The organism is Arcobacter sp. s6, from assembly GCF_040884245.1.
Classification (GTDB): Bacteria; Campylobacterota; Campylobacteria; order Campylobacterales; family Arcobacteraceae; genus Aliarcobacter.
Genome location: NZ_JBEVTN010000016.1, coordinates 1 through 22,297 on the forward strand (window position 1 = coordinate 1; position 22,297 = coordinate 22,297).

A 22,297-nucleotide genomic window follows, 5' to 3' on the forward strand; every position below is an offset into this window, starting at 1 on the left:
TACTCTTACTTGAAGATGATATATTACTAAATGAAATCATGGAAGAACACTTACAAAATAAAGGTTATGAGGTTGTCTCAGTATATTCTGGAGATAAAGCAGAAGAACTAATTTATTCGCAAAAATTTGATTTATTTCTTTTTGATGTAAATGTACCTGTTATTAATGGATTTGATTTATTAAAAAGTGCTAGAAAAAATGATATAAAAACACCTGCAATTTTTTTAACATCTCTAAATATGGTAGATGATATTGAAAAAGGTTTTGATTCTGGTTGTGATGATTATGTTAAAAAACCAGTAGACCTTAAAGAATTAGATATAAGAATGAACAATATAAAAAGACTATTTAAAATCTTGCCCGATGAAATAATAGAAATCTCTCCAAGTATTTATCTTGATAGATTAAATCTATTTATAAAAAAAGACAATAAAGAAATACATCTTGCAAAAAAAGAGTGTGAAATCTTACTTTATTTAATAAATAATAATAAAACAGTAAGTATTGAAGAGTTAAGTACAAATGTTTGGTCTTATGAGGACTCACCAAATGCATCTACTGTTAGAACTTATATAAAAAATCTAAGAAAAATTCTTGGAGAAGAATTTATTTCAAATACAAGAGGAGTTGGTTATAGATTTAACAAATAGCGAAAAAACAACATTTATCAGGTTTTTAACTCTTTATTTAGGATCATCTTTTATTTTGATGATATTAGTGGCATTTTTATATTATCAAAATGAACGAACTTTATATTTTGATTTAACAAAATCAAATATGCAAAATGTTGCATCTAAAATATCTTCACAAATAATATTTTCACACATGTCTAATACTCCCTTTGATAATAGTAAATTATTAGAGACAAATGATTATAAAATCTCTTTTTATAATGCAAAAAAAGAAAAAATATTTGGAAATTTAGATGATAATATAGATTTTTCAAAAGATTTAATACAACATGAAAAACATTTTGTATTAATTGATAAATCAACATTAGGGCATTTGGGAATTTTTTATATTGCTATCGAAGAAAATTTATATTTTGAAAAAATTGAAAAATTAAGAGTTAATATTATTTTCTTTTTTGTTCTAATTTATTCTATAATTTCCTTGATTGGATTTTATCTTGCAAAACTTTTTTTAAAACCAATAAAAGAAGAAAGAAAAAGAATAAATACTTTTATCAAAGATACAACACATGAATTAAATACGCCAATAAGTGCTATCTTGATGTCAACAGAATCTGAGAACCTTACGCCTAAACAGATTGAGAGAGTAAGATTAAGTGCTAGGAGAGTTTCTGAAATATATAAAGATTTAACATATATATTTTTATCAGATAATCAAACAGAAAAAATTATACATGAATTATCGTTGGATAATATAATAAAAGAACAACTAAAATATTTTGAACCTCTTGCATTAAAAAAAAGAATTATAATTAACAATAATTTAGAAAACTTTAATTATAAAATCAATGAAGATGATTTTGTAAGAGTTTTTAATAATCTTGTGTCTAATGCAATTAAATACAATAAAATGGGTGGAAAGATAGATATATTATTAAAAAATAAAACTTTAATCATTAAAGATAATGGAATTGGAATAGAAGAAAAAAAAATTAAAGATATATTTAACAGATATTATAGAGCAACAGAAGAACAAGGTGGTTTTGGAATTGGTTTAAATATTGTTAATAAAATATGTAAAGATTATAATATAAATATAAATGTTGAATCTAAACTAAATGAAGGTACAACTTTTAAATTAATTTTTTAAAGACTTCTATAAAATAAGAAACCTTCAAGAGTTAGTACTTGAAGGTTTTTAAGAAAGATACTAATGAAGGTTTATTAATAATCAACCTCCATATCCTGTGTTATCAGAATTGAGAAGTTCTTGATGTTTTTCTTGTATAGAGAACTCTTTTTTTACTGAATTGTCTTTATTCATTTCATGCATTGTTTTATGCATTGCCATACATTTTTCTTTATCCATACCCATCATTGTATTATTCTCACTTGCAAATAAGCTTCCTGCAAATAAACCTGCTACTAAAACTGTAATTGTTAATCTTTTCATTTTCTATCCTTTGTTTTTTTATATGTTGAATTATAGTAATCTAATAAGGAAGCAACGTGGAAATATATTTATTTTAAATTATTTGATAAAATTTGTCACAATTAATCAAAATTTTCTTTCAGTTAATTATCTTATACAAAAATATATGATTTTGAAATTTATGCTATAAGAACCATGTAAAAAAGTATATGATTATAAGTTTGATAGGAGTTTAGATTTTTTAGGATTTACTATATTTGCTAGAAATTTAATTTTATAAGTTATGCAACACACAAGAAAGAAGATTAACTTCTTAACTTGGATATTTATAGAGTTTTTTTTATTTAATTACACCATTTTTTACTTGAATTGCATATATAGCATTCATATTTGTTTGATTATTCCAATAATTTGGATCCCTTTTTACTTCACCTTCTGCAGGTACTTTTGAATGGTCTGGATAAAAATCAGGATGTTTATGATTCATCATTTTCCCTTCATGAATATGATAATTCATATTGTGACCATCTGCAAATAAACTTCCAGCAAATAAGCTTGCTACAAAAACGGTAATTGTTAATCTTTTCATTTTCTATCCTTTGATTTTTTATATGTCGAATTATAATAATCTAATAAGGAAGCAACGTGGAAAGATACAACTCCTGATTATCTACACATAATTTAAATATAATTAAAAAAAAAGGATACACATTGAAAACTAAATATATAAGTTTAATAGTAATTTTTTTTATAATAGTTATTTTTATAATATTTTCAAATAGAAATAATGATACGGGAAGATGGTATAGTGAAAAACAAGTTAAGATTGGAGAACAAGTATTTCTGAAAAATTGTGCCTCATGTCATGGAGAAAAAGCAGAAAAAACTATTAATTGGAAAAAAACTTTATCAGATGGTTCATATCCTCCACCACCATTAGACGATACCGCTCATGCTTGGCATCATCCAAAATGGCAACTGATGGAGATAATAACTGATGGTGGTGCAAAGTATGACGGTAAAATGCCTCCATTTAAAAATATATTAACTAATGAAGAAAAAGAGGATGCAATTGCATATTTTCAATCTTTATGGAGTGATGAATTTTATAATCTTTGGTTAGAAGGAGGAGGATTAAAAAAGAAAAGTGAGAGATAAGAGATTATCTCCTACTAAATCTTTTTTTATTTTGAATCGTTCAAAATTATCATTTAATTAACAATAAATGAACCTCTTTTTGATTTTGTTACACCTACTTCATGACTAAATGTTAAAACATAAGTATATGTACCTTTATCTTTTAAATTTACATTATATTGATATTTACCATTTGTTTTTGTATTTTCACCTTCATAAGATAAAATTGTATTATCAGGTGCATAAACAGTTAATTTAGATTTTAAATCATTATGAGTATGCCCATCGTGTGTAAATTTTATAGTTATTTGATTAATACCTTGTTTTAAATGCTCATCAGATTTTATATTTACACTATAATCTTTAATATACCCTGGACTATGAATTACATTTGAGACATCTTGCGCATATGCACTACCTATAAATAATCCTAATCCCAATAATATTTTTTGTACGGCTTTCATTTTTAATTCCTTATTTTAATTTTAGAATTATATTAATCTAATAAGGAAAGAACGTGGAAGGTTAGAAAGAAATGAATTAAAAGGGAAAAGTGAGAGATAATTATTTATCTTTCACTAAATTTTTTTAAATTTTAATCTTAGGGAATTTAATACAACAGTTACAGATGAAAAGCTCATTGCAATTCCTGCGTACATTGGAGTTAGCATTACTCCAAAAATAGGATAGAATATTCCAGCTGCTAAGGGAATCCCTCCTATATTATAAATAAAAGCCCAAAATAAATTTTGTTTGATAATTTTCATTGATTCAATAGATAAATTTATACTTTTTGATACTGCTTTTAAATCATTATTTATTAAGATAATATCTCCAGCATCTTTTGTAATATCAGAACCAGAATTTAAAGTAATACCAATATCTGCTTGTTTAATAGATGGTGAATCATTTATTCCATCGCCAACAAACATCACTTTTGCTTCTTTTTGAAGCTCTATAATCACTTTATATTTTTCATCAGGTAAAACTTGAGCATAAACTTTATCAATATTTAGCTCTTTTGCAACACTATTTGCAGTAATTTGATTGTCCCCTGTTAATAATATAGGAGTGATATTTTTTGCTTTTAAATCAGCTATTAATTCTTTTGCTCCATCTTTAATACTATCTTCTAAAGCAAAAACAGCAACACACTCTTTGTCAATTGAAGCTAAAATAACACCTGCTCCATTATTTAATGAAGTATTATAGAAATCTAAATACTTACTATCTAAGTTAATGCTATTTTTTTCTAAAAAAGATAAAGAACCTATCAATATTTCTTTATTTTCATATATTGCCTTAATTCCAAGGCCTGGAATGATTTGTATATCTTCAAACTCTTTATTTAAAGATATATTCTTTGTTTGTGCAAAAACTACAACTGCTTTTGAGATGGGATGTTCACTTTTTGTTTCAAGTGATGCTAAAATATCTAAATATTTTTCTTCATATACTGCATCTTTAACTGAAATGATTCCTTTTGTAAGAGTTCCTGTTTTATCAAATACAGCATATTTTATATCTTTTATAATTTCAAGGATTTCAGGATTTTTTATTAATATTCCCTCTTGTGCACCTTTACCAACTGAGCTTACAATTGCAATAGGAGTTGCAAGACCTAAAGCACAAGGACATGAAATAACTAAAACAGAGATAGATGCTAAAATAGCATTTAAAGCATTTCCTACTATAAAATACCAAGCAAAAAATGTAAGAATTGAAATGATAATAACCGTTGGAACAAAAATATTTGCGACATTATCAGCAAATCTACTTATTGGAAGTTTTTTACTTTGTGCAGTACTTAAAAGTGCAATTATCTTTGATAAAGTAGTATCATTTGATTGCTTTAATACTACAACTTCTATAACTCCAGTTGTATTTAAAGTTCCTGCTATTACTTCATCACCGATAGTTTTATATACAGGCATTGATTCTCCTGTAATCATAGAAGTATCAATATCAGCACTTCCTTTACTTATAACGGCATCAGTAGATATTTTCTCACCCGTTTTTATTAAAACTTTATCACCAACTTTTAATTCACTAGCCAGAACAGTTTTAAAACTACCATCTTCACAAATTAATGTTGCATTTAATGGAGCTAAGTCCATGAGTTTTTTTAAAAAATCAGTAGCCTTTGCTTTTGAACGTTCTTCAAGTAAACGTCCCAAAAGAATAAAACTAATTATAACTGCAGCCCCATCAAAATATAAAAATCTTAATTCTTCTGGAAAAAGTGATGGAAAAAAGACTACAAAAACAGAATAAAAATATGCAGCACTTGTACCTAATGCAACTAATACATTCATATCATAATTACTATTACTAACTGCCTTATAAGCTAAAGTATAAAATCTTCCTCCTGCATAAAACTGCACGATTGTTGCTAAAATAAACATGATATATTGATTGTTTTGGGTATTTTCAATTGGAAAGAATGCAAAATAGAACATAACTATAGTTAATGCTATACTTATAGAAAAAATATTTCTCAATTTATTATAATCTATAAGTTTAGCTTTTTCTAAAGCTTTTAAATCTTCTTCAACTCCATAACCTAGTTTTTTTATTTTAGCTATTAAAACTTCTTTATTTAAAAGTTTATTATCAATAAAAAATTCACCTTCATTTGAAGCAAAACTTACTTTTGATGATTCTAAACCATCTAGCTTATTTACGGCTTTTTCAATTCCATTAGAACAATTTACACAAGTCATACCTGAGATATTTAGTTTTATTGTTTCTTTTGCCATTAGTACTCCTTGTGTGACTCATATATTAGTTTTCTATTATTTCAAAACCTAATTCATTCATTTCTTTTTTAAAAGATATTTCTTGTTCATCATTTGAAATTTCAACACTAACTTCTTTAGGCGTAGCATTTAAATTTACTTCAATAGTTCCAAAATCATCTTCTAAAGAACCTTTTATTAAATTTGCACAACTTATACAAGATATATTATTAGCTTTAAATGTTTTTTTCATAACGTTATTTCTCTTTCATATTTTTTTTCATTTCTTCATGCATTTTTTTCATTTCTTCATCAGTCATACCATCCATATTCATATGGTTTGTCATTTTACCTTCATGCATATGATTACCCATGTGATCAGTTGTTTCTGCTACCGTCGATGTTTCAGTTTTATGTTCATGATCATTAGCTCCAGTTGCATATAATGAACCTCCTGCTAATAAACTTAATCCTAATAGTATTTTAGATAACTTTTTCATTGTTTTTCCTTTTTTATTTTATTTATAATTATATTTGTTTAGTATGGAGTGAATGTGGAATTCTTACTAAAACCAAAATCTTACACCAGCAACTGCATATACTTCATCTAAAGATGACATATCATTTGTATTTCCTAGATTTTTACTCCACTCAACTCCTATATATGGAGCGAATTCTCTAGTAATTTCATATCTTAATCTAGTTCCAAGTGTAATATTTGAGAATCCACTTCCTATTCCCATTTCTTCATTATCTTTCGTATATGCAGATAATTGAATACTTGGAGTTAATATAAGTTTTTGTGTCAATAATGCATCGTATTCAGCTTGAGTTTTTAATCCAACATTTCCATCTTCACCTAATAAAAGAGTAGTTCTCGTTTCAAAAAAATATTGAGATAATCCTTGTAATCCTATAATACCCCAAGTTTGATGAGCTTCATTATTCTTATCATAACCAATACCTACCTGAGCATCCCAAAAAGGAGAAATTGCTCTTGAATAAACTAATTGATTTTCACTTTTAGCAGATTCATTTTTAACTTTCTCGCCCTCTGAATAAATATAAATCTTATTTATATCATAACCTGCATATCCATATACATCCCAATTAGTAGCTTTCTCATCACTAAATTGATATTCAAGTTTATCTACAACTAAAGAACTTCTGAAAATATCTCCTCCACCTTCCATTGAAAAACCAGCTGTTGTAAATAAACTTACTAATCCTGTTGCTAATAATATTTTTTTCATCATATCCTCCTTAAGACACTATTACTTTTCTAAACATATCTGTCATATGATAAAGTAAATGACAATGGTAAGCCCAAGAACCTTTTGCATCAACATTTACTCTAAAACTAATTTTTGAACCAGGTTGTGAGATAATTGTATGTTTTTTAGGAAGATAGTTATCATCTCCTGTTTCTAAATCACTCCACATACCATGTAAATGCATAGGATGATTCATCATCGTGTCATTTATATATGTGATTCTTAATCTTTCACCATATTTAAATTCTAATGGTTTTGCATCTTTATAAGCTATTCCATTTATAGACCACATATATCTTTCCATATTTCCTGTAAGTTTTAAAATTATCTCTCTATCAGGGTACTTGTCATGTGTTGTTGGTCTTAATGATTTTAAATCTGCATATGTTAAAACTTTTCTACCGTTATTTCTAAGACCAACACCTGGATCATCAAGTCTATATTGCGGATCCATTGCTACTGCATCTGTTTGAACTCCTGAGTCTTCTTCAAGTTTAGTAATTGGAATTACTTTATTTTGATTATTCATAGCTTTCATATCATGACCCATCATAGAGTGATCCATAGTAGTTTCTGGTTTTTTCATACTAGACATATCCATTCCACCACCACATTTCATAGCACTTTGTTTGCCCATAGGTTTTGCTTCTTCTGAGTTCATAGCTTTCATATCATTTCCTGAATGATTCATTCCTGCCATTCCACCCATGTTCATACCCATATCAGAGTGTGTTAAAATTGGGAAAGCATCCATTTGAGGAGTTTGAGCAATTATTTTCTCATCAAAAGTTAAAGCCCCAAGTGCATAACCACTTCTATCTATACTTTGAGCAAAAATTGCATAAGATTTATTTTCTTCAGGTTCTACTATTACATCATAAGTTTCTGCAACTCCAATTCTAAACTCATCTATACTTACAGCTTGTACATTATTACCATCAGCTGCAACTACTGTCATTTTAAGACCAGGGATTCGTACATCAAAGAATGTCATCGCCGCACTATTTATAAATCTTAATCTGATTTTTTCTCCATTTTTAAATAATGCTTTAAAAATCGTAGCTGGATTCTCTCCATTCATTAAATATGTATATGTATATCCTGATACATCTGAGATATCTCGATCTGTCATTTTCATTTCATTCCACATTTTTCTTTCACTAAATGCTTCAAAGAAACCTTTTTCTTTTACTTCATCAAAAAAATCACCAACAGTTCGTTGTTTAAAATTATAATAAGAAGCAGAAAGTTTTAGTTTTCTATAAACTGAAGATGGTTTTTCATCAGACCAATCAGATAAAGAAATCACATATTCCCTATCATATTCATAAGGATCTTTTACTTTTGGGTCAATTACAATTGCTCCATAAACACCTTGTTGTTCTTGAAAGCCTGAATGAGAATGGTACCAATAAGTTCCACTTTGAACTATTGGGAAAGTATAGGTAAATGTTTCTCCAGGTTTAATACCATCAAAACTAATTCCAGGAACTCCATCCATAGCAGGAGGTAAAATTATTCCATGCCAGTGTATTGAAGTATCTTCACTAAGGTTGTTAGTTACATTAATTGTAACAATATCCCCTTCCGTCCATCGTAAAGTAGGACCACTTAACATTCCATTTACTGTAATAGCTACACTTGGATTACCTGTAATATTTACTGAAGTTTTTTCAACACTTAAATCAAATACTTTTCCATTTAATTCATTAGTTTTTTTTCTTATTGATATTTTATTATTTGCACTTAGAGTTATTGGAGCACTTACAAGTAAGCTTGTTGCAATCACACCTTTTACAAAAGTTCTTCTATTTATAGTTTGCATAAGAATTCCTTCTTTTTTTGTTTTATAAGGAATGATACTTTATTAATAAGGAGTCAATGTGGAGAGAAATAAAAAAACCTTCAAGTCAAAGCTTGAAGGTTTAGGAGAGGAGTAATATTATTTAATAATCATCCACCATACAATTCATCTCTTTCTGGATTAAGAATTTTTTGATGTTTTTCAAAAGTTGTCAATTCATTTGATAAACTATCTTTTTTCAAATCTTGATGCATTGATTTATGCATTACTGCACATTTTTCTTTATCCATACCCATCATCGTGTTATTTTCACTTGCAAACAAACTTCCTGCAAATAAACCTGCTACTAAAACTGTAATTGTTAACCTTTTCATTTTCTATCCTTTGATTTTTTATATGTGGAATTATATTAATCTAGTAAGGAAGGAATGTGGAAGCATAAAATTATTTTTAATCTGAAAATATATATAAAAAACATATTTCTTAGTTTTCGTACAATTTTAAATTTTAAATATGGAAAAATTGCTGAATGTCAGAAAATAGATGTTTATAAGTATTATGAAAATGTTTATTATAGTTTTCATTTGTATTTTGGACACTTTCTATAAATGTATTTTTCAGAAAATCAATCATTCTATATTATAACAAATATATATAAGAATAAACAACGAGATTAGGTTTAATATACTTGAGAAATGAATAGATTTTTTAGATAAATAATGCTAAATCTGAAAGCTCATTTGTTGTCTAAAAGTGGTCTATTAATTCAACCTAAATTATAAAGTTCAACAACCTGTTCTATTAGGGAAATAATCACTACTTTACAATCCTTTCAATATATGAGATAAATAGTAAATTCAAAACAAAGGATTTATTATGAATGTAGGTTATGCAAGAGTTTCAACTTCAAGCCAAAATCTTGAGAATCAAATTGATCAACTCAAGAGTGCTGGTTGTAAAAAGATTTTCTCAGAAAAAAAGTCAGGGAAGAATGAGTCAAATCGGGAACAGTTTAAGATAATGATGGACTTTGTAAGAGAAGGTGATGTACTTTATATTACAAAACTTGATAGATTAGCAAGGTCTGTAATAGATCTTCATAATATTGCAAAATTTTTAGAAAACAAAGATGTAAATTTAAAAGTATTACATCAAAATATTGATACTACATCTCCAGCAGGTAGACTATTATTTACAATGTTAGGTGCTATTGCAGAATTTGAACGTGATTTAATAAATGAACGTGTTAGAGAAGGAATTGAAGCTGCAAAGAAAAAAGGTGTTCAGTTTGGTAGAAGAGCTATTCTAAGTACTAAAGAGAAGAATGTTATATACAAACAACACGAAAAAGGAAAGTCTGTTGCATTTTTATCCAAGATTTTTCATGTAGCACGTAATACTATCTATAGGGCAATTAAAGATATAGCTAAAAAGAAGTAGTCAAGTTGACTACTTCAAGATGTTCAACAATTCAACTCTTTTTGGAACAGACTATTTTTCAGTAAAAACTGTTCCAAAAGTAAGAGGTTCTGGAAAAGATTTTTCAGAATTTTGTGTTCTATTTCTTGTTGACAGATTATAAAACACATAAAATACCCTAAATTATATGTTTCAATCATAAATGAATTACTATTAATTACAAATATTATAAAAGAAAGTTCTATTAGAGATTTTGCCTTTTTATAGAATCAAAATAATTTGTACAATTTAAGAATTCTCTCCAAAACAAGAGTTCAAAATTATTCTTTAGTGAATCATCTAATTCATCAATTTTATCATTTATAAAACTTTGAGCTTCAGAATTTGTGAAATCCCTTATTTGTCTATGAGTCTTTATAGACTTATCCTTAAATTTGTTTAAAAACTTTTCCAATAAATCTTTTTTAATAATTTTTTTATATCTTTCATTTAAATTTAAACTATTTAGATGATTTTTAGTAACTTCATATAAATATGGATTTCTAGTAGTTAAATTAGGATTTGCTATATATTCAATGTTTAAAATTATTCCATTGTTCGTAATATTACACTTGATAATTTCTTCTTCATCAAGTGAATCATAGTAAGGATTTAAAAATTTTCTAACAGGGGGTGTTGCAGTATCTAAAAATTCATCTTTTTTATAATCTTGATTACATGTAGGACAAACGTAAATTAAATTATTTGATAAAATTGAAAATTCAGGATATTTACTTCTTGGCATGAAATGGTCTAAATCATGAATTACACTTCTTGTTATTCCACAATAAGAACAAATTAATCCTTCTTTTGTTTTTGGATTGATAATTGTCAAATCTTTAATATCTTTTTTTAATTTTTCAACATCAGTTGAATTAGAATCATATAATGCATATAATTCATCATGAACTTTATCCATAGAATAAAATAAACTATTTGTTCTTTCAAAATTAGGAATATTCAATAAGTATGAATTTATATTTGATATAACATCATGATAATGAGGATAAACATTTATCCTTGCTTTTATTGGTTTCCCAGTAGATGTTTTTAAAAGACTTTTATAAATATTTTCATCAAAATCTATACATTCAATATTAAACATGAGTATTCTTTCTAAAAATATCATTTGCTTCTAGCAATAGTTCATAACTCAATATTTCTTGATAATCTTTTTTAAATTCTTCAAAATCTTTTAATTGTTTTTTATATTCACTAACTTGTTTTTCCAACCATTTTGAATAAGGTTTATTTTCATAAAACACATCATCAAATATATAATTTGTAATGTCAGTTATACTTGCTCCAAAACTTTTCATAACAGGTTTTTGAATTTCAACAATATCTTTATCTTCATCAAGTACTATCATATTAATAAATTTTGTAGGTATTTCTCTTGCTATAATTGAAGAATGTGTTGCAATTATTGCATATGAATTAAATTTTTCTAGAATAGCATTTAGTATTTTAATAAATCCAATTTCAAAATTTGGATGTAAAGTATTTTCTGGTTCGTCAATAATAATTAAAGAATTTTCTTTTATCATGGAATAAAGATTTAAAAGTAAATTTGAATACATTTTTTGCCCAGAACTCAAATTTACTTCTTTTTCATTTTCATCAAAATAAAATAATTCTTGAAAAAAATCAGATTTATTAATATTTAAAAAGTCCTTAAAATTATCAAAAAATTCAATATCACCATTTAATTTTTTTAATCCTATATAATATATTTTAGGTATATAATCAGATATTATATTTTCATAGGCTTCACTTAAGGGATGAAAAATTTTCACATATTTTGATTTTTTTTCATCTTCTTCACAAAGTTCAATAAAGGAATTAAAAGATATTAAATCAAAATTTTTTGAGTCAGAAATTTTTTCATTAATTATTTTTAAATTTAAATTGATAGCATTTTGTATAATTTGTCTATCTATTTTAAAATTTTTATTTATTTCAGTAATTAAATCTTCAATATGTCCTTGTCGTTTAGTTTTGTCTTCTGAATTTAACCAAAAAATTTTATCCTGATGATCATTATGCAAAGTTTTTAATATATCAAAATTGATTTCATCATTTTTAAAATCAAAAATATCAATACCATCTCTTAAAGTTTTATATCTATTAAACCCCAAATATTTATACTCAATAGAAATATTGTCATGTTTTTTGTATATGTAAAAATTATCATGAGGATTGTATGAAAACACACATAAATTTGTTAAAAAATTTGGATGAGGAACTGCCTTGGACGAAGAATTTCTTGGATTAATTAAGTAATCTACTAGATTTTCTAATGTTTTAGTTTTACCCACTCCATTTTTACCAATTAATACATTAATTCGTGAAGGTAATATTTCATCAAAAAAGTTAAAACTATAGTTGTATGTTCTAGTACCTAAATTAAAAGAAAAAGAAAAGAAGCATTCTTCTGGAGCTATTTTAATAGAATTTAATACCTTATCAATCCCCTCATAATAAACACGTTTAGAATATTGGTCTCTTAATAATGAAGTTTCAAAGCCATCTTCTTTTGTTATATCCCATAAATCTTGTCTACTATGAATTAATTCTAAATAACTAATATCATTTAACCTCTTTAATAAATAATCTAATTCTTCATCATCGAAAATTTCTTTTAATTCTTCATAATGATTACCTAGTGATATAAATTCAAATTTATCAGAGATAGATTGAATATCTATAATATCTGAATCTCCTAATAATTCATCAATGATTTCAAAAGAAGATTTTTCAATATTTTGTCCTCTAAAAAGCAATTTGATTTCAAACTCTTCAAATTCTTGTTTATTTTTAATTATTTTTACACTAAAAGTTGTTTGATAAGAATAATCATCCCATGCGTCAGGAGTTAATATATAATAATCATTTTCATCATCTAAAAACTTATCAATATCATGTATTACTTTCATATATAAAATTTTTAATTTCATAAGATATTTGCTCCAATAACTATATAACAGTTATTTTATCATTTTTTATAACATATAGTATAACCCTAACCGTTCATCTAAACAACTAACTTTTAATCGCCTAGATTCAACCTACAGGAATAAGTAAGATAAGCCTATATATAATCATTAGGATTAAACTTATAAAAAGTAAAAAATGAAGTTCCACAACCTGTACCTTGTTGAACATGCTCCAAATTTCAACTCTATTTGGAACAGTCTTTCTGTTACTAGAATCTGTTCCAAAAGTAAGAGGTTTAGGAAAAGATTTTTCAGAATTTCGTGTCCTATTTCTTCTTAACAGATTATAAAGCACATAAAATACCCTAAAATTATGTGGTTTAATTTTTGTTCTTAAAAATTAGAATAAGTCATAATATATTAAATAACTATAATATCTCTTTTAAATACTCTTGAACTCTTTCTTTTACATCATCAGCTAACCATTGAGGTTCAAGAACTTTTATATATGGAATGTAATATAAAATCAAAGGCATAATTTCCATTTCATGGGTTAGTTTTATCTCTATTTCAATTGAGCCGTCTTTATCTTCACCTATTATTGTTTGACCACGTAAAGGTTTTCTTTCAAAGTATTTTCTAATACTTTTATCTATAAACAATCTAACTACAAATTGTTCATCAAGATTAAACCAAACAGAGTTTGCATATCTTAATCTATCCTCTACTATTTGGGGTATTTCAAAGTTTACTTCTAAAGCTTGTACATTTTTTATAGTTTTTAAATGATATTTCTTGAATACATCTTCTTTTCCTATATGTAAGGCTAAAAGATACCAAAACCCATCAAAAAATGCTAGTTTAAGGGGTTTTACGTGGTAATTATAATTTTCATAATCAAATTTTATTTCAACTTTTTGTTTAATTGCTCTTTCTATTTGTTCAAATAAAGCAATACTTTTTTCTTCTAAATATTCACCATTAATATTTGCAAAAATTGGATGTTCTAATTGTTGGGTTACTTGAGATAGTAAAGAGTGAGCTTTTGAATAAAATATTCCACCAACACCTTTTGCTATTTCATCTAAAATACCAAGAATTAATTTTTCATTTGAAGCTAAATTATCTTGAGTTAATTTTGGGTCTATTTTCCAAGTTCTACCTTCTTTTATAGCTCCAAAATCACTTAATACCTCATATAAATCCCTTTGAATTGTTTTTGTACTAACATCAAGTTCTTTTGATAGTTCTGTTATTGTCATACCATGAACGTTGTTTTTTAACATCTGATATATTTGATTTATTCTGTTGTATTTTGTGTTATCGTTTTGTTTATGAACAATTTGTGGCATTTAAAACCTTTTTATAAATATTATTTATTTTATATTAGAGAAAGATACTCTTATCCAATTTGACTTAAGAAAATTCTAAACTTGCACCATAATCTAAAGCAAGATTTTTCATTTTTTCTATATCTTCTGCAAGTGTGTCATATTCTTCAAAGTCATATATTGAAGACATTTCAAAATTATCTCCCTTCTCTATCATTCCAGAAACAAAAACATCTAATAATTCTTCATCTTTTCTAAAGTTTGGTGACAATAATAAATAAAGTTCAGGATTTTTACACACAAGCTCAAAAACATAATCTCTATTTGTTACATAATTTAGCTGCCTAATTAAACGAAGATTTTTCATATCTTCAAAATTTAAATCATCTCTAAAACTATACCAATCAGCCAATTCATCAAGACAAATCCCTTCTTTGGGATAAACTAAATCTTTAAAATAATAATTTATAAGTTCTAAATCACTTCTTAGTGTATCACTTGCCCATAAAAAACTTTTTGGAGATAGTTCCATCATAAGATTCATAAAAAAATTTTATCATTTTTTAATTCCTCAGAAATACACTTTAAGATAAATCTATCAGAATTTTTAATTAAATTAAATATAAATTTTTTATCATTTAATAAATCATTTTTTATGTTTTTTGGAACAATATCTAGTATATTTGTGTTATTTTCTATCAAAAGAGCTTTCTCAATAAAATTTTTATCACTTAATAAACTATCATCAATGAAACGACATGCTAATATAGGATTCATTTTTAAAATACTTAACATAAATTCTTCATCTGATAAGTATTTTTTATCAATTTCTTGTAATATTGACGGATTGTTTTCAATTTCATTTAGTATTTCTTTTCTTTTCATTAACTCTCTCCTTATATAATCTCTTTCAATTTCTCAAAAATCCTAACCATTGCCAATGTATCAAGATGACAATATGCTAATAAATCTTTTCTAATTTCGTCTCTTTTTGATTTATCTTTTAGTAAATGAAGATTTGCAAATGTATCCATAGCATCTCCTCCATTTTGAATTGAACCTAACTTTTTGTAATTTAGTTCATCATTATTTGGAAATATTGCAGGAAGAACTGATTTTATAGAAAAACTTCCATTAAAATTTGGATGATAATATCCTCTTCCTCTAAATGGTACAATCAAATCTACAAATCTATCAACCAAAGCTAAAAGTTCATCTTTTCTTTCAATATTATAATTAGCTAATTCTTTAATCCTAGTTATCTCAAAAGCTTGGTTATATGCCATTATACTTCCAGTTGGAGATATATCATTCAACATTTGATTTATCAAAGCATCTCTTGGATCATTATTTTCATCTCCCAAAAATTCTTTGTGTTCTAATGTTCCATCTTCATGCAAAATATGAAGTGAATATTGAAAAGGTATTTGCATATATGGTCTTTGTTTATCAAACCTTGGAATTGCATTTTGGAATGTTTCAAAATCAAAAAAATTAATAGGAAATTTAACAGTTTCAATAAATTTATTTATTATAGATTTATCTATATATGGTTCATTTGATTTAGAAGTTTCAACTTGAAGTTTTTGAGTTGTATTTAGTGCAAAATCAGAAGGTATATCTTCATAAGTAATCAAACCTTTATAATACATCTCAAATTTTTTAGAACCATTCATCCAATAAAGATTAAAAACTGATGGACTGGGAATATGTTTCCAGCAATGTTCTTCAAAATCACATGAATAAGGATTACTGCAATGTGTTCCTATATCAATATTTGGCATCTCATCTTTAAGCATTAAATCCATTTGCTCAATATTAAAAGGTATTTGATATTGTCTATTTTGTACTTCTTCTGTTATATCAACAATTGAAAAAAGATTCTTAATATCTAAACTACCATTTCTTTCATAGCTATTATTTATATGAACTATATAAACTTTATTTAGATTAATTGCATTACTTAAAGAATACCATTGAACAGAAGCATCATTTAGATGATACTCTTTTACATTGGTACTTGCTTTTACTTCATAAATATCCCAACTATCTTGATTCTTTACAAGAATATCAGCCATAGCAAAAATACCATTTTCTTTAAATGTTGCTTCATATATAACTTCACAACCATTATTTATTAGCTCTTTTGTTTTTGCAATCATTCCATCAAAATCTGATGAATCAAACTCTATTTCAACTCCATCTGGAAATAATTGTTTTGCTAAATCTCCCACATCAAAACCTGTATTAAATAATGATTCTTGAGCTTGATTTGGAGTGTCTCTAAGCTCTGGCTTATTTTTATAAAGCCAAAGGGATTTGTGGCATTGAAGTCCTCTTATGTATTGAGATTTAGAAAGAGGCATATTAAATTTCAACTTTTAAATATATCAATTTTAGAATTAAATCATTTACTTCTTCCTTTTCTATATTTTGATAATCAATTCTCATTTCACCATATACTTTGGAATAAACACTTTTAAATCTACTATCAATTTCAATCAATTTTTTTAAAATAACTTCTTTTTTTAAATTATCAACATCTTGTCCATAACCATTTTTATCAAAAATCTGAATTAGGTAACCTTGCTCATTGATAATAACTCTGATTGATAATTCTGACAGTATATCTATCATTACATCTTTGGGTAGATAATTTATAAAGCTCAAGTTTTTTTGTTCAAGTAGTTTTATAATTGAATTAATTTTTTCTATTCTCTTTGCATATTTAGCTTTTTGGAATGCTTCACTAATTTCTCTGGCTAATTCATAATATTTTTCATTTTTTAATAATTCATCTTCTAATAACATTACTCTACCTTTGTATTTATTTGTAATTTTTTTTACAATATCTTTATAATTCTCAAAAGCTTCATTTAAATTAGTAATATTCTTAACTTCTTTTTGACAATTTTCTATCCATTGTAAAATATGTTTTTCAAAAGAAATTTTTACAGGTGTTACTTTATTATTATGACTATGAAATGAAGCATCTTTTCCATTTTTCGTAAGATAATATATCTTAACTTTTTGGTTTGAATCTTTTAATGCTTTTTCTATTAAATCTTCATAATAGTGTGAAATCTGATTTTCAAGGTCAGCTGCATCAATTTTCATCTCTATTCCAACATAATAATTACTACTTTTTATAGTAAAATCAACTCTCCTATTTTCATTTGTTGATTCTTCAGCTTGAACACTTAAAATATCTCCAAAATCATTTATTTCTAGAACATCTTTAATAAATATTTTCAAGAATAAATCATCTTGATAATGTAATCCATTTGGATCAATTAAAGAATATATTACATTAGAATGCATTCCAACTTCAGCATTTTCTTTTCTTACAATATTTACCATATTGTAGTCATTTAAACCACGCTGTTTTTGTTTTTTTTGTTCTTCTTTAAAAAGCTTAATTTTTTCAAAGAAATTTATATATTTTTCATCTGACAATTTTAATCCCTTATTACATATAATAGTATTTTATTATAGCCCTTTTATAAATTATTTTAAATATTTATATTTAACTTTCAACTTCCATTCTTTCGTTATTAAATTCTAAAGTATTTCTATATAAACCTCTCATTTTTTATATGAGAAGTTTATAAATTTATATGAATAATATTATGTCTAGTTTTTAATTAACAATTCTATTAATTTGTTTTTTAATTTATAACCTACACATTTATTATACTCATCGTACTCAAATTCCAAACCAATGATATTTTGTCTTTCTTTTTCGAAATTCTTTTTAATTTCATAAAGAAGTTTTTTTGACATTCTTTTAATATGTAATGTATTTTTTAACTCTGCCATATAGATACACTTATCATCTGTTTGTATTAAAAAGTTGTAAGATTTTGGCATAGAACTCATCATTATTTCATCTTTTATATCTAAACCTTTTTTTAATGCCTCATTAACATTAAAATCCAATATACCTATTTGTACTATTTTAGACATTTATTTTCCTTATTTATTTTATAAAGAAATTTTACTTTTTAAAACGGACATTATTATGTCTGATTTTTATCTATTAAATTCAGATTGAGTTATTTTTTTAATTAAACTCAAATTTTATATTTTTTGAATAACTCTTATTATTTATAAAATATACTATTTCTTATTTCCTCTTTTTTAACTATAAATTCCTCTTTCAAACTATTCAAAAAGAAGTTATTTATTTCATTAATAGAAATATCTGTAACTCTATATTTAATATTTTCTTCTTTGAAAAAATCATCTTTAAAATATTTTGGATTATAGATTTTTTTATCACATTTATAACCTTTTAGTTCTATTCTTTTATCTATTACTTTATTTTCATAATTTACAAATGGAATATAAATATACGGCTGAATATGATAGAAATATTGATTTTCAAAAAGGTCAAAACTTATATTTTTTGCTTTAAAAAATTCATTATTAGAAAGTAAATTCAAAAAATCACTATTTTTACAAACTTTGCAAGTATGTCCACTATAATAGTTATCTTTCCCTTTTGCTCGTTTTTTTGTAATTTCAACTGTTCCACAAACTGAACAATGATAATGTTTATAAATAAAATAAGCATTATAAAATTCTGCTTTTTCTTCATTTTCATTTGAATAAACAGTTAGAATCCAACTATTTCTTTTTTGAAATTCTGGTAAAAAAAGTTTTGGGAAAGTCTGAAAAAATATTGTTGTAGCCATAATAAACTCCTTTTATAAAAAAAGAAGTCTATTGTCTTTACAGGACAATTATTTGTCTAATTTATCAAATAAATATCTTATTATCCAACATTAATTATTCCATTTCGAATCCCTATTTCTAAAGCACAATCCTTTGTTAAGAAACATAAAGTTTCAAATTCTTTAGTAGATAGATTTAACTCATTTGCATATAAGCAATAGATTTCATATTCTTCTTCAATATTTTCAAACCAATATCCATTTAATCCTAATCTTTTTAAAGTATCAATAACTTTACTGCTTTTTTCTTCTTTTTTTAATCCTGTACAAGCATCTTCTAAAACATTAACAAGCATTTATATTTTCCTTTTATTATTTAAGAAATTTTATTAATCTTAGTGGACATATATTTGTCTTATATTTTAAATACTATAAAAAATAAAAAAGGAGAAACCATGCAACATGAAATAATATATGTAAATAAATCTACAATTTTGCCTGTGGATTATAAAATGAAAGAAGAGATAAATAAAATTATAAATCACTCTTTAATTCATAATGAACAAAATAAATTAAATCAACTTAACATCTTTTTTGTTAGTGAAGTTGAACTTTATGGTGACATAATAAAAAGAGATAAGCGTACCTATAAAATTGAAGATTTATCTCTTTTTGATACTAATTTTTTGGGTGTATATGTAGAAAAAAGTGATGAATTAAATGGACAAATTTTAATAAAAATCTGTCCTGAGAGAATATTACATTCCACTTTTGCACTTAAAAAGAAGTGGAACTTAGAAGAATCAAATCTTGAAATCTATAAAACACTATTAGGTCATATTATTTTAAAACAGTTAGGACATTATACTTTAACACAATCTGATTTTAATGAATACCCTTTTGCATCAATGATTTTAGAAAATTTAGATAGCTATGATGCTAGTTGTTTAAGTATGCTATATAATGCATATTATAGTGATATAAATCATATTTACTATAAAAATCATGAAATTGAGTATAGTTTAGTAAATAGATTTTCATTAGAACACAATTGGTCACAAAAAGAGAAAAAAATAATTTGGAAATTTATAGAATCACAATATGATGGGAAATCTTCTATAATTTCATGGAAAGAAACTTCTGATTTTATAGATACTTTTAAATCATGGAAAAGAGTAAAGAATAATACTACATTAAAAGAGTATTTGAAATTTTTTGATAGAAATGACAAAATCTTTGATTCTATTACTGATAAATTTAAAAATAATGAAAATATAAATTCTTGTAATTTTGAGGCAATTTATATAGAGCATATGGAAAATGTTATTAATACGCCTGAACTTTGTAATTTAAACCCTGATTTACTAACAAGTTTTGATGGAGTGTATCAAACTCTAATAAAATATTTTTCTAAAAACAATAATTCAAAAAAAGTTTTAAAATATTGTGAACAATATCTAACTAAAATAGAACCAAACCACTATACAGCTTATACAAAAACTTATGCAACTATGGCTGATGCTATTAAAAATGATAATCCTAAAGAATCAAAAAAGTATTTAAATCTTGCACTATCTTATTCTAAAGATGCATTTCCTGAATTTAAAGAAGGTTATGAGGAAGAAATTACGAAAAAACTAAAAGAGTTAGATAAATTAGATACAAAAAGTCTTTAAAGATTTTTTGATTTGTAATAGTCTGATATTTAATAACTCTAACCGTTCATTTAATCAACTAACATTTAATCACCTAGATGCTCAATAAAGCAACAAGTAAAATAAGTCTATCTATAATTATTAGGATTAAACTTATAAAAGGTAAAAAATGAAGTTCAATAACCTGTACTTATTGAACATGCTCCAAATTTCAACTCTTTTTGGAACAATCTACTTTTTAGTAAAATACTCCAAAAGTAAGAAATTTTTGATTATATTTTAGTTTAGTTTATAATTAAAATTCATTAATAAAATCTATTGTTTGATACAATAAAATAAATTTTACTGGAGAAAATAAAAACAATGCCACAACCACCTAAAACATATTTAAGAGAAGAACTACTTAAAAGAGGAATTGAATCAGATATATTTCCAAAAAAATTATATAAATTTAGAAATTTTGGAACAAGAACAAATGAAATTATTGAGAAATCAGAGTTTTATTTTGCTCTACCAAGTTCTTTTAATGACCCATTTGACTGTAATCTATCCTATAATGAAATATACTCTGAAGCAGAAATTCTTCAAAGATATACATATTTAAGCAGTAAGAGTGACTTTCCAGTTGAAAGTTACATTCAAAAGTATAGTACAAATCAAGAAAAATTTGTGGAAAATTTTAACAGGTTAAATCAGCAGTTATTTAATCAATGTGGTATTCTTTCTTTATCAAAAACGGACGATAATATCACAATGTGGTCACATTATGCTAATAATCATACGGGATTGGCATTTGAACTGGATGTTTCAAAAGATTATGATTTTTTTGATGGATATGGGGTTGTGGAATATAAAGAAGAGTATGAATTATTATCATATACAGAAAATCCCAAAGACTCTTTAGCAACCTTATTTTTGACAAAATATACTGATTGGGAATATGAGCAAGAAGTTAGAATTATTGACTATGAAAAAAATGGTTCTCGAAATTTTAATAAAAGTGCTTTATCCAAGATAATTTTTGGCTGTAAAGCTACAGAAGAGAATATATCTGAAATTATAAATCTATGTCAAAAGTATGGTTATTGCCATACAACTTTTTCAAAAGCAGAAATGAAAAAAGGACTATTTGGATTAGATTTTGTGGACTTTGATAAATCTAAATATATATAGAATCCTGTTTCATTTTGTACGAAGATTTGACTATTTTTGCAAAATAAATTT

General features: G+C 25.3%; 26 protein-coding genes. 7 read left to right on the forward strand and 19 right to left on the reverse strand.

From position 1 onward, the window contains the following. The coding region (locus ABVS04_RS10765; RefSeq protein ID WP_368030738.1) for a response regulator transcription factor at positions 1 to 650 on the forward strand (650 nt) is incomplete at its 5' end. A gap of 58 nt (positions 651 to 708) precedes the next feature. Next, positions 709 to 1,782, forward strand: a complete 1,074-nt coding sequence (locus ABVS04_RS10770; protein ID WP_368030822.1) for a sensor histidine kinase — start codon at positions 709 to 711, stop codon at positions 1,780 to 1,782. An 81-nt stretch (positions 1,783 to 1,863) separates the two neighbouring features. On the opposite strand, the gene ABVS04_RS10775 is transcribed toward ABVS04_RS10770, so the two are convergent. Together ABVS04_RS10775 and ABVS04_RS10780 are read right to left on the reverse strand one after the other, a co-directional pair. Then, positions 1,864 to 2,085 carry a hypothetical protein gene (locus tag ABVS04_RS10775; protein ID WP_368030739.1) on the reverse strand — a complete coding sequence of 74 codons (222 nt, stop codon included), beginning with the start codon at positions 2,083 to 2,085 and terminating at the stop codon, positions 1,864 to 1,866. A gap of 319 nt (positions 2,086 to 2,404) precedes the next feature. Further along, the gene (locus ABVS04_RS10780) at positions 2,405 to 2,653 is read right to left on the reverse strand and encodes a hypothetical protein (RefSeq protein WP_368030740.1); all 249 of its coding nucleotides are present in this window, start codon (positions 2,651 to 2,653) and stop codon (positions 2,405 to 2,407) included. Between the two features lie 122 nt (positions 2,654 to 2,775). Here ABVS04_RS10780 and ABVS04_RS10785 point away from each other — a divergent pair, with 122 nt between their 5' ends. Beyond that, entirely contained in the window at positions 2,776 to 3,222 is a 447-nt protein-coding gene (locus ABVS04_RS10785) for a cytochrome c (protein WP_368030741.1), read from the forward strand. Between the two features lie 53 nt (positions 3,223 to 3,275). Here ABVS04_RS10785 and ABVS04_RS10790 read toward each other — a convergent pair whose 3' ends face one another. The 7 genes from ABVS04_RS10790 to ABVS04_RS10820 all read right to left on the reverse strand — a co-directional run bounded on the left by ABVS04_RS10790 (position 3,276) and on the right by ABVS04_RS10820 (position 9,391). Then, a complete protein-coding gene (locus ABVS04_RS10790; protein WP_368030743.1) occupies positions 3,276 to 3,665 on the reverse strand; it encodes a FixH family protein in 390 nt (129 codons plus the stop codon). Positions 3,666 to 3,779: 114 nt separating this feature from the next. Continuing rightward, positions 3,780 to 5,960: a heavy metal translocating P-type ATPase gene (locus tag ABVS04_RS10795; protein WP_368030744.1), complete on the reverse strand. Its 2,181-nt coding sequence runs from the start codon at positions 5,958 to 5,960 to the stop codon at positions 3,780 to 3,782. A gap of 25 nt (positions 5,961 to 5,985) precedes the next feature. Continuing rightward, positions 5,986 to 6,192 (reverse strand): heavy-metal-associated domain-containing protein, encoded by a 207-nt coding sequence (locus tag ABVS04_RS10800; protein ID WP_368030745.1) that lies wholly within the window; start codon positions 6,190 to 6,192, stop codon positions 5,986 to 5,988. Between the two features lie 4 nt (positions 6,193 to 6,196). Further along, a complete protein-coding gene (locus ABVS04_RS10805; RefSeq protein ID WP_368030746.1) occupies positions 6,197 to 6,439 on the reverse strand; it encodes a hypothetical protein in 243 nt (80 codons plus the stop codon). Between the two features lie 66 nt (positions 6,440 to 6,505). Further along, positions 6,506 to 7,192, reverse strand: coding sequence for a copper resistance protein B (locus ABVS04_RS10810; RefSeq protein ID WP_368030747.1), 687 nt, complete (start codon positions 7,190 to 7,192; stop codon positions 6,506 to 6,508). Positions 7,193 to 7,202: 10 nt separating this feature from the next. Next, a complete protein-coding gene (locus tag ABVS04_RS10815) occupies positions 7,203 to 9,038 on the reverse strand; it encodes a copper resistance system multicopper oxidase (RefSeq protein ID WP_368030748.1) in 1,836 nt (611 codons plus the stop codon). A 128-nt stretch (positions 9,039 to 9,166) separates the two neighbouring features. Beyond that, a complete protein-coding gene (locus ABVS04_RS10820; RefSeq protein ID WP_129013392.1) occupies positions 9,167 to 9,391 on the reverse strand; it encodes a hypothetical protein in 225 nt (74 codons plus the stop codon). Positions 9,392 to 9,893: 502 nt separating this feature from the next. Here ABVS04_RS10820 and ABVS04_RS10825 point away from each other — a divergent pair. Both ABVS04_RS10825 and ABVS04_RS10830 read left to right on the forward strand, forming a co-directional pair. Beyond that, on the forward strand, positions 9,894 to 10,457 hold the full coding sequence (locus tag ABVS04_RS10825; RefSeq protein WP_026806312.1) for a recombinase family protein: 564 nt from the start codon (positions 9,894 to 9,896) through the stop codon (positions 10,455 to 10,457). A gap of 19 nt (positions 10,458 to 10,476) precedes the next feature. Then, positions 10,477 to 10,599, forward strand: coding sequence for a hypothetical protein (locus ABVS04_RS10830; RefSeq protein WP_368030749.1), 123 nt, complete (start codon positions 10,477 to 10,479; stop codon positions 10,597 to 10,599). A gap of 81 nt (positions 10,600 to 10,680) precedes the next feature. On the opposite strand, the gene ABVS04_RS10835 is transcribed toward ABVS04_RS10830, so the two are convergent. From ABVS04_RS10835 to ABVS04_RS10880, 10 genes are all read right to left on the reverse strand, one after another. Continuing rightward, positions 10,681 to 11,580, reverse strand: coding sequence for an HNH endonuclease (locus ABVS04_RS10835; protein ID WP_368030750.1), 900 nt, complete (start codon positions 11,578 to 11,580; stop codon positions 10,681 to 10,683). Then, positions 11,573 to 13,432, reverse strand: a complete 1,860-nt coding sequence (locus ABVS04_RS10840; protein WP_368030751.1) for an AAA family ATPase — start codon at positions 13,430 to 13,432, stop codon at positions 11,573 to 11,575. Before ABVS04_RS10840 ends, ABVS04_RS10835 begins: the two co-directional genes overlap by 8 nt. 407 nt (positions 13,433 to 13,839) lie before the next feature. After that, complete coding sequence (locus ABVS04_RS10845) at positions 13,840 to 14,763, reverse strand: helix-turn-helix transcriptional regulator (protein WP_368030752.1); 924 nt, start codon at positions 14,761 to 14,763, stop codon at positions 13,840 to 13,842. A gap of 64 nt (positions 14,764 to 14,827) precedes the next feature. Next, positions 14,828 to 15,277 (reverse strand): hypothetical protein, encoded by a 450-nt coding sequence (locus tag ABVS04_RS10850; protein WP_368030753.1) that lies wholly within the window; start codon positions 15,275 to 15,277, stop codon positions 14,828 to 14,830. 5 nt (positions 15,278 to 15,282) lie between these two features. Further along, positions 15,283 to 15,627, reverse strand: a complete 345-nt coding sequence (locus ABVS04_RS10855) for a DUF4116 domain-containing protein (RefSeq protein ID WP_368030754.1) — start codon at positions 15,625 to 15,627, stop codon at positions 15,283 to 15,285. A gap of 11 nt (positions 15,628 to 15,638) precedes the next feature. Beyond that, positions 15,639 to 17,108: a DUF2779 domain-containing protein gene (locus tag ABVS04_RS10860; protein WP_368030755.1), complete on the reverse strand. Its 1,470-nt coding sequence runs from the start codon at positions 17,106 to 17,108 to the stop codon at positions 15,639 to 15,641. Position 17,109: 1 nt separating this feature from the next. Then, positions 17,110 to 18,198, reverse strand: a complete 1,089-nt coding sequence (locus tag ABVS04_RS10865) for a PD-(D/E)XK nuclease family protein (RefSeq protein ID WP_368030756.1) — start codon at positions 18,196 to 18,198, stop codon at positions 17,110 to 17,112. Between the two features lie 177 nt (positions 18,199 to 18,375). Beyond that, entirely contained in the window at positions 18,376 to 18,708 is a 333-nt protein-coding gene (locus tag ABVS04_RS10870; protein WP_368030757.1) for a hypothetical protein, read from the reverse strand. 137 nt (positions 18,709 to 18,845) lie between these two features. After that, positions 18,846 to 19,439 carry a hypothetical protein gene (locus ABVS04_RS10875; RefSeq protein ID WP_368030758.1) on the reverse strand — a complete coding sequence of 198 codons (594 nt, stop codon included), beginning with the start codon at positions 19,437 to 19,439 and terminating at the stop codon, positions 18,846 to 18,848. 80 nt (positions 19,440 to 19,519) lie between these two features. Beyond that, positions 19,520 to 19,774, reverse strand: coding sequence for a hypothetical protein (locus ABVS04_RS10880; protein ID WP_368030759.1), 255 nt, complete (start codon positions 19,772 to 19,774; stop codon positions 19,520 to 19,522). 99 nt (positions 19,775 to 19,873) lie between these two features. Between ABVS04_RS10880 and ABVS04_RS10885 the strand changes: the two genes are divergently transcribed. Further along, the gene (locus ABVS04_RS10885; RefSeq protein ID WP_368030760.1) at positions 19,874 to 21,094 is read left to right on the forward strand and encodes a hypothetical protein; all 1,221 of its coding nucleotides are present in this window, start codon (positions 19,874 to 19,876) and stop codon (positions 21,092 to 21,094) included. Positions 21,095 to 21,436: 342 nt separating this feature from the next. Then, positions 21,437 to 22,246: a DUF2971 domain-containing protein gene (locus ABVS04_RS10890; RefSeq protein ID WP_368030761.1), complete on the forward strand. Its 810-nt coding sequence runs from the start codon at positions 21,437 to 21,439 to the stop codon at positions 22,244 to 22,246. Positions 22,247 to 22,297 lie beyond the last annotated feature (51 nt).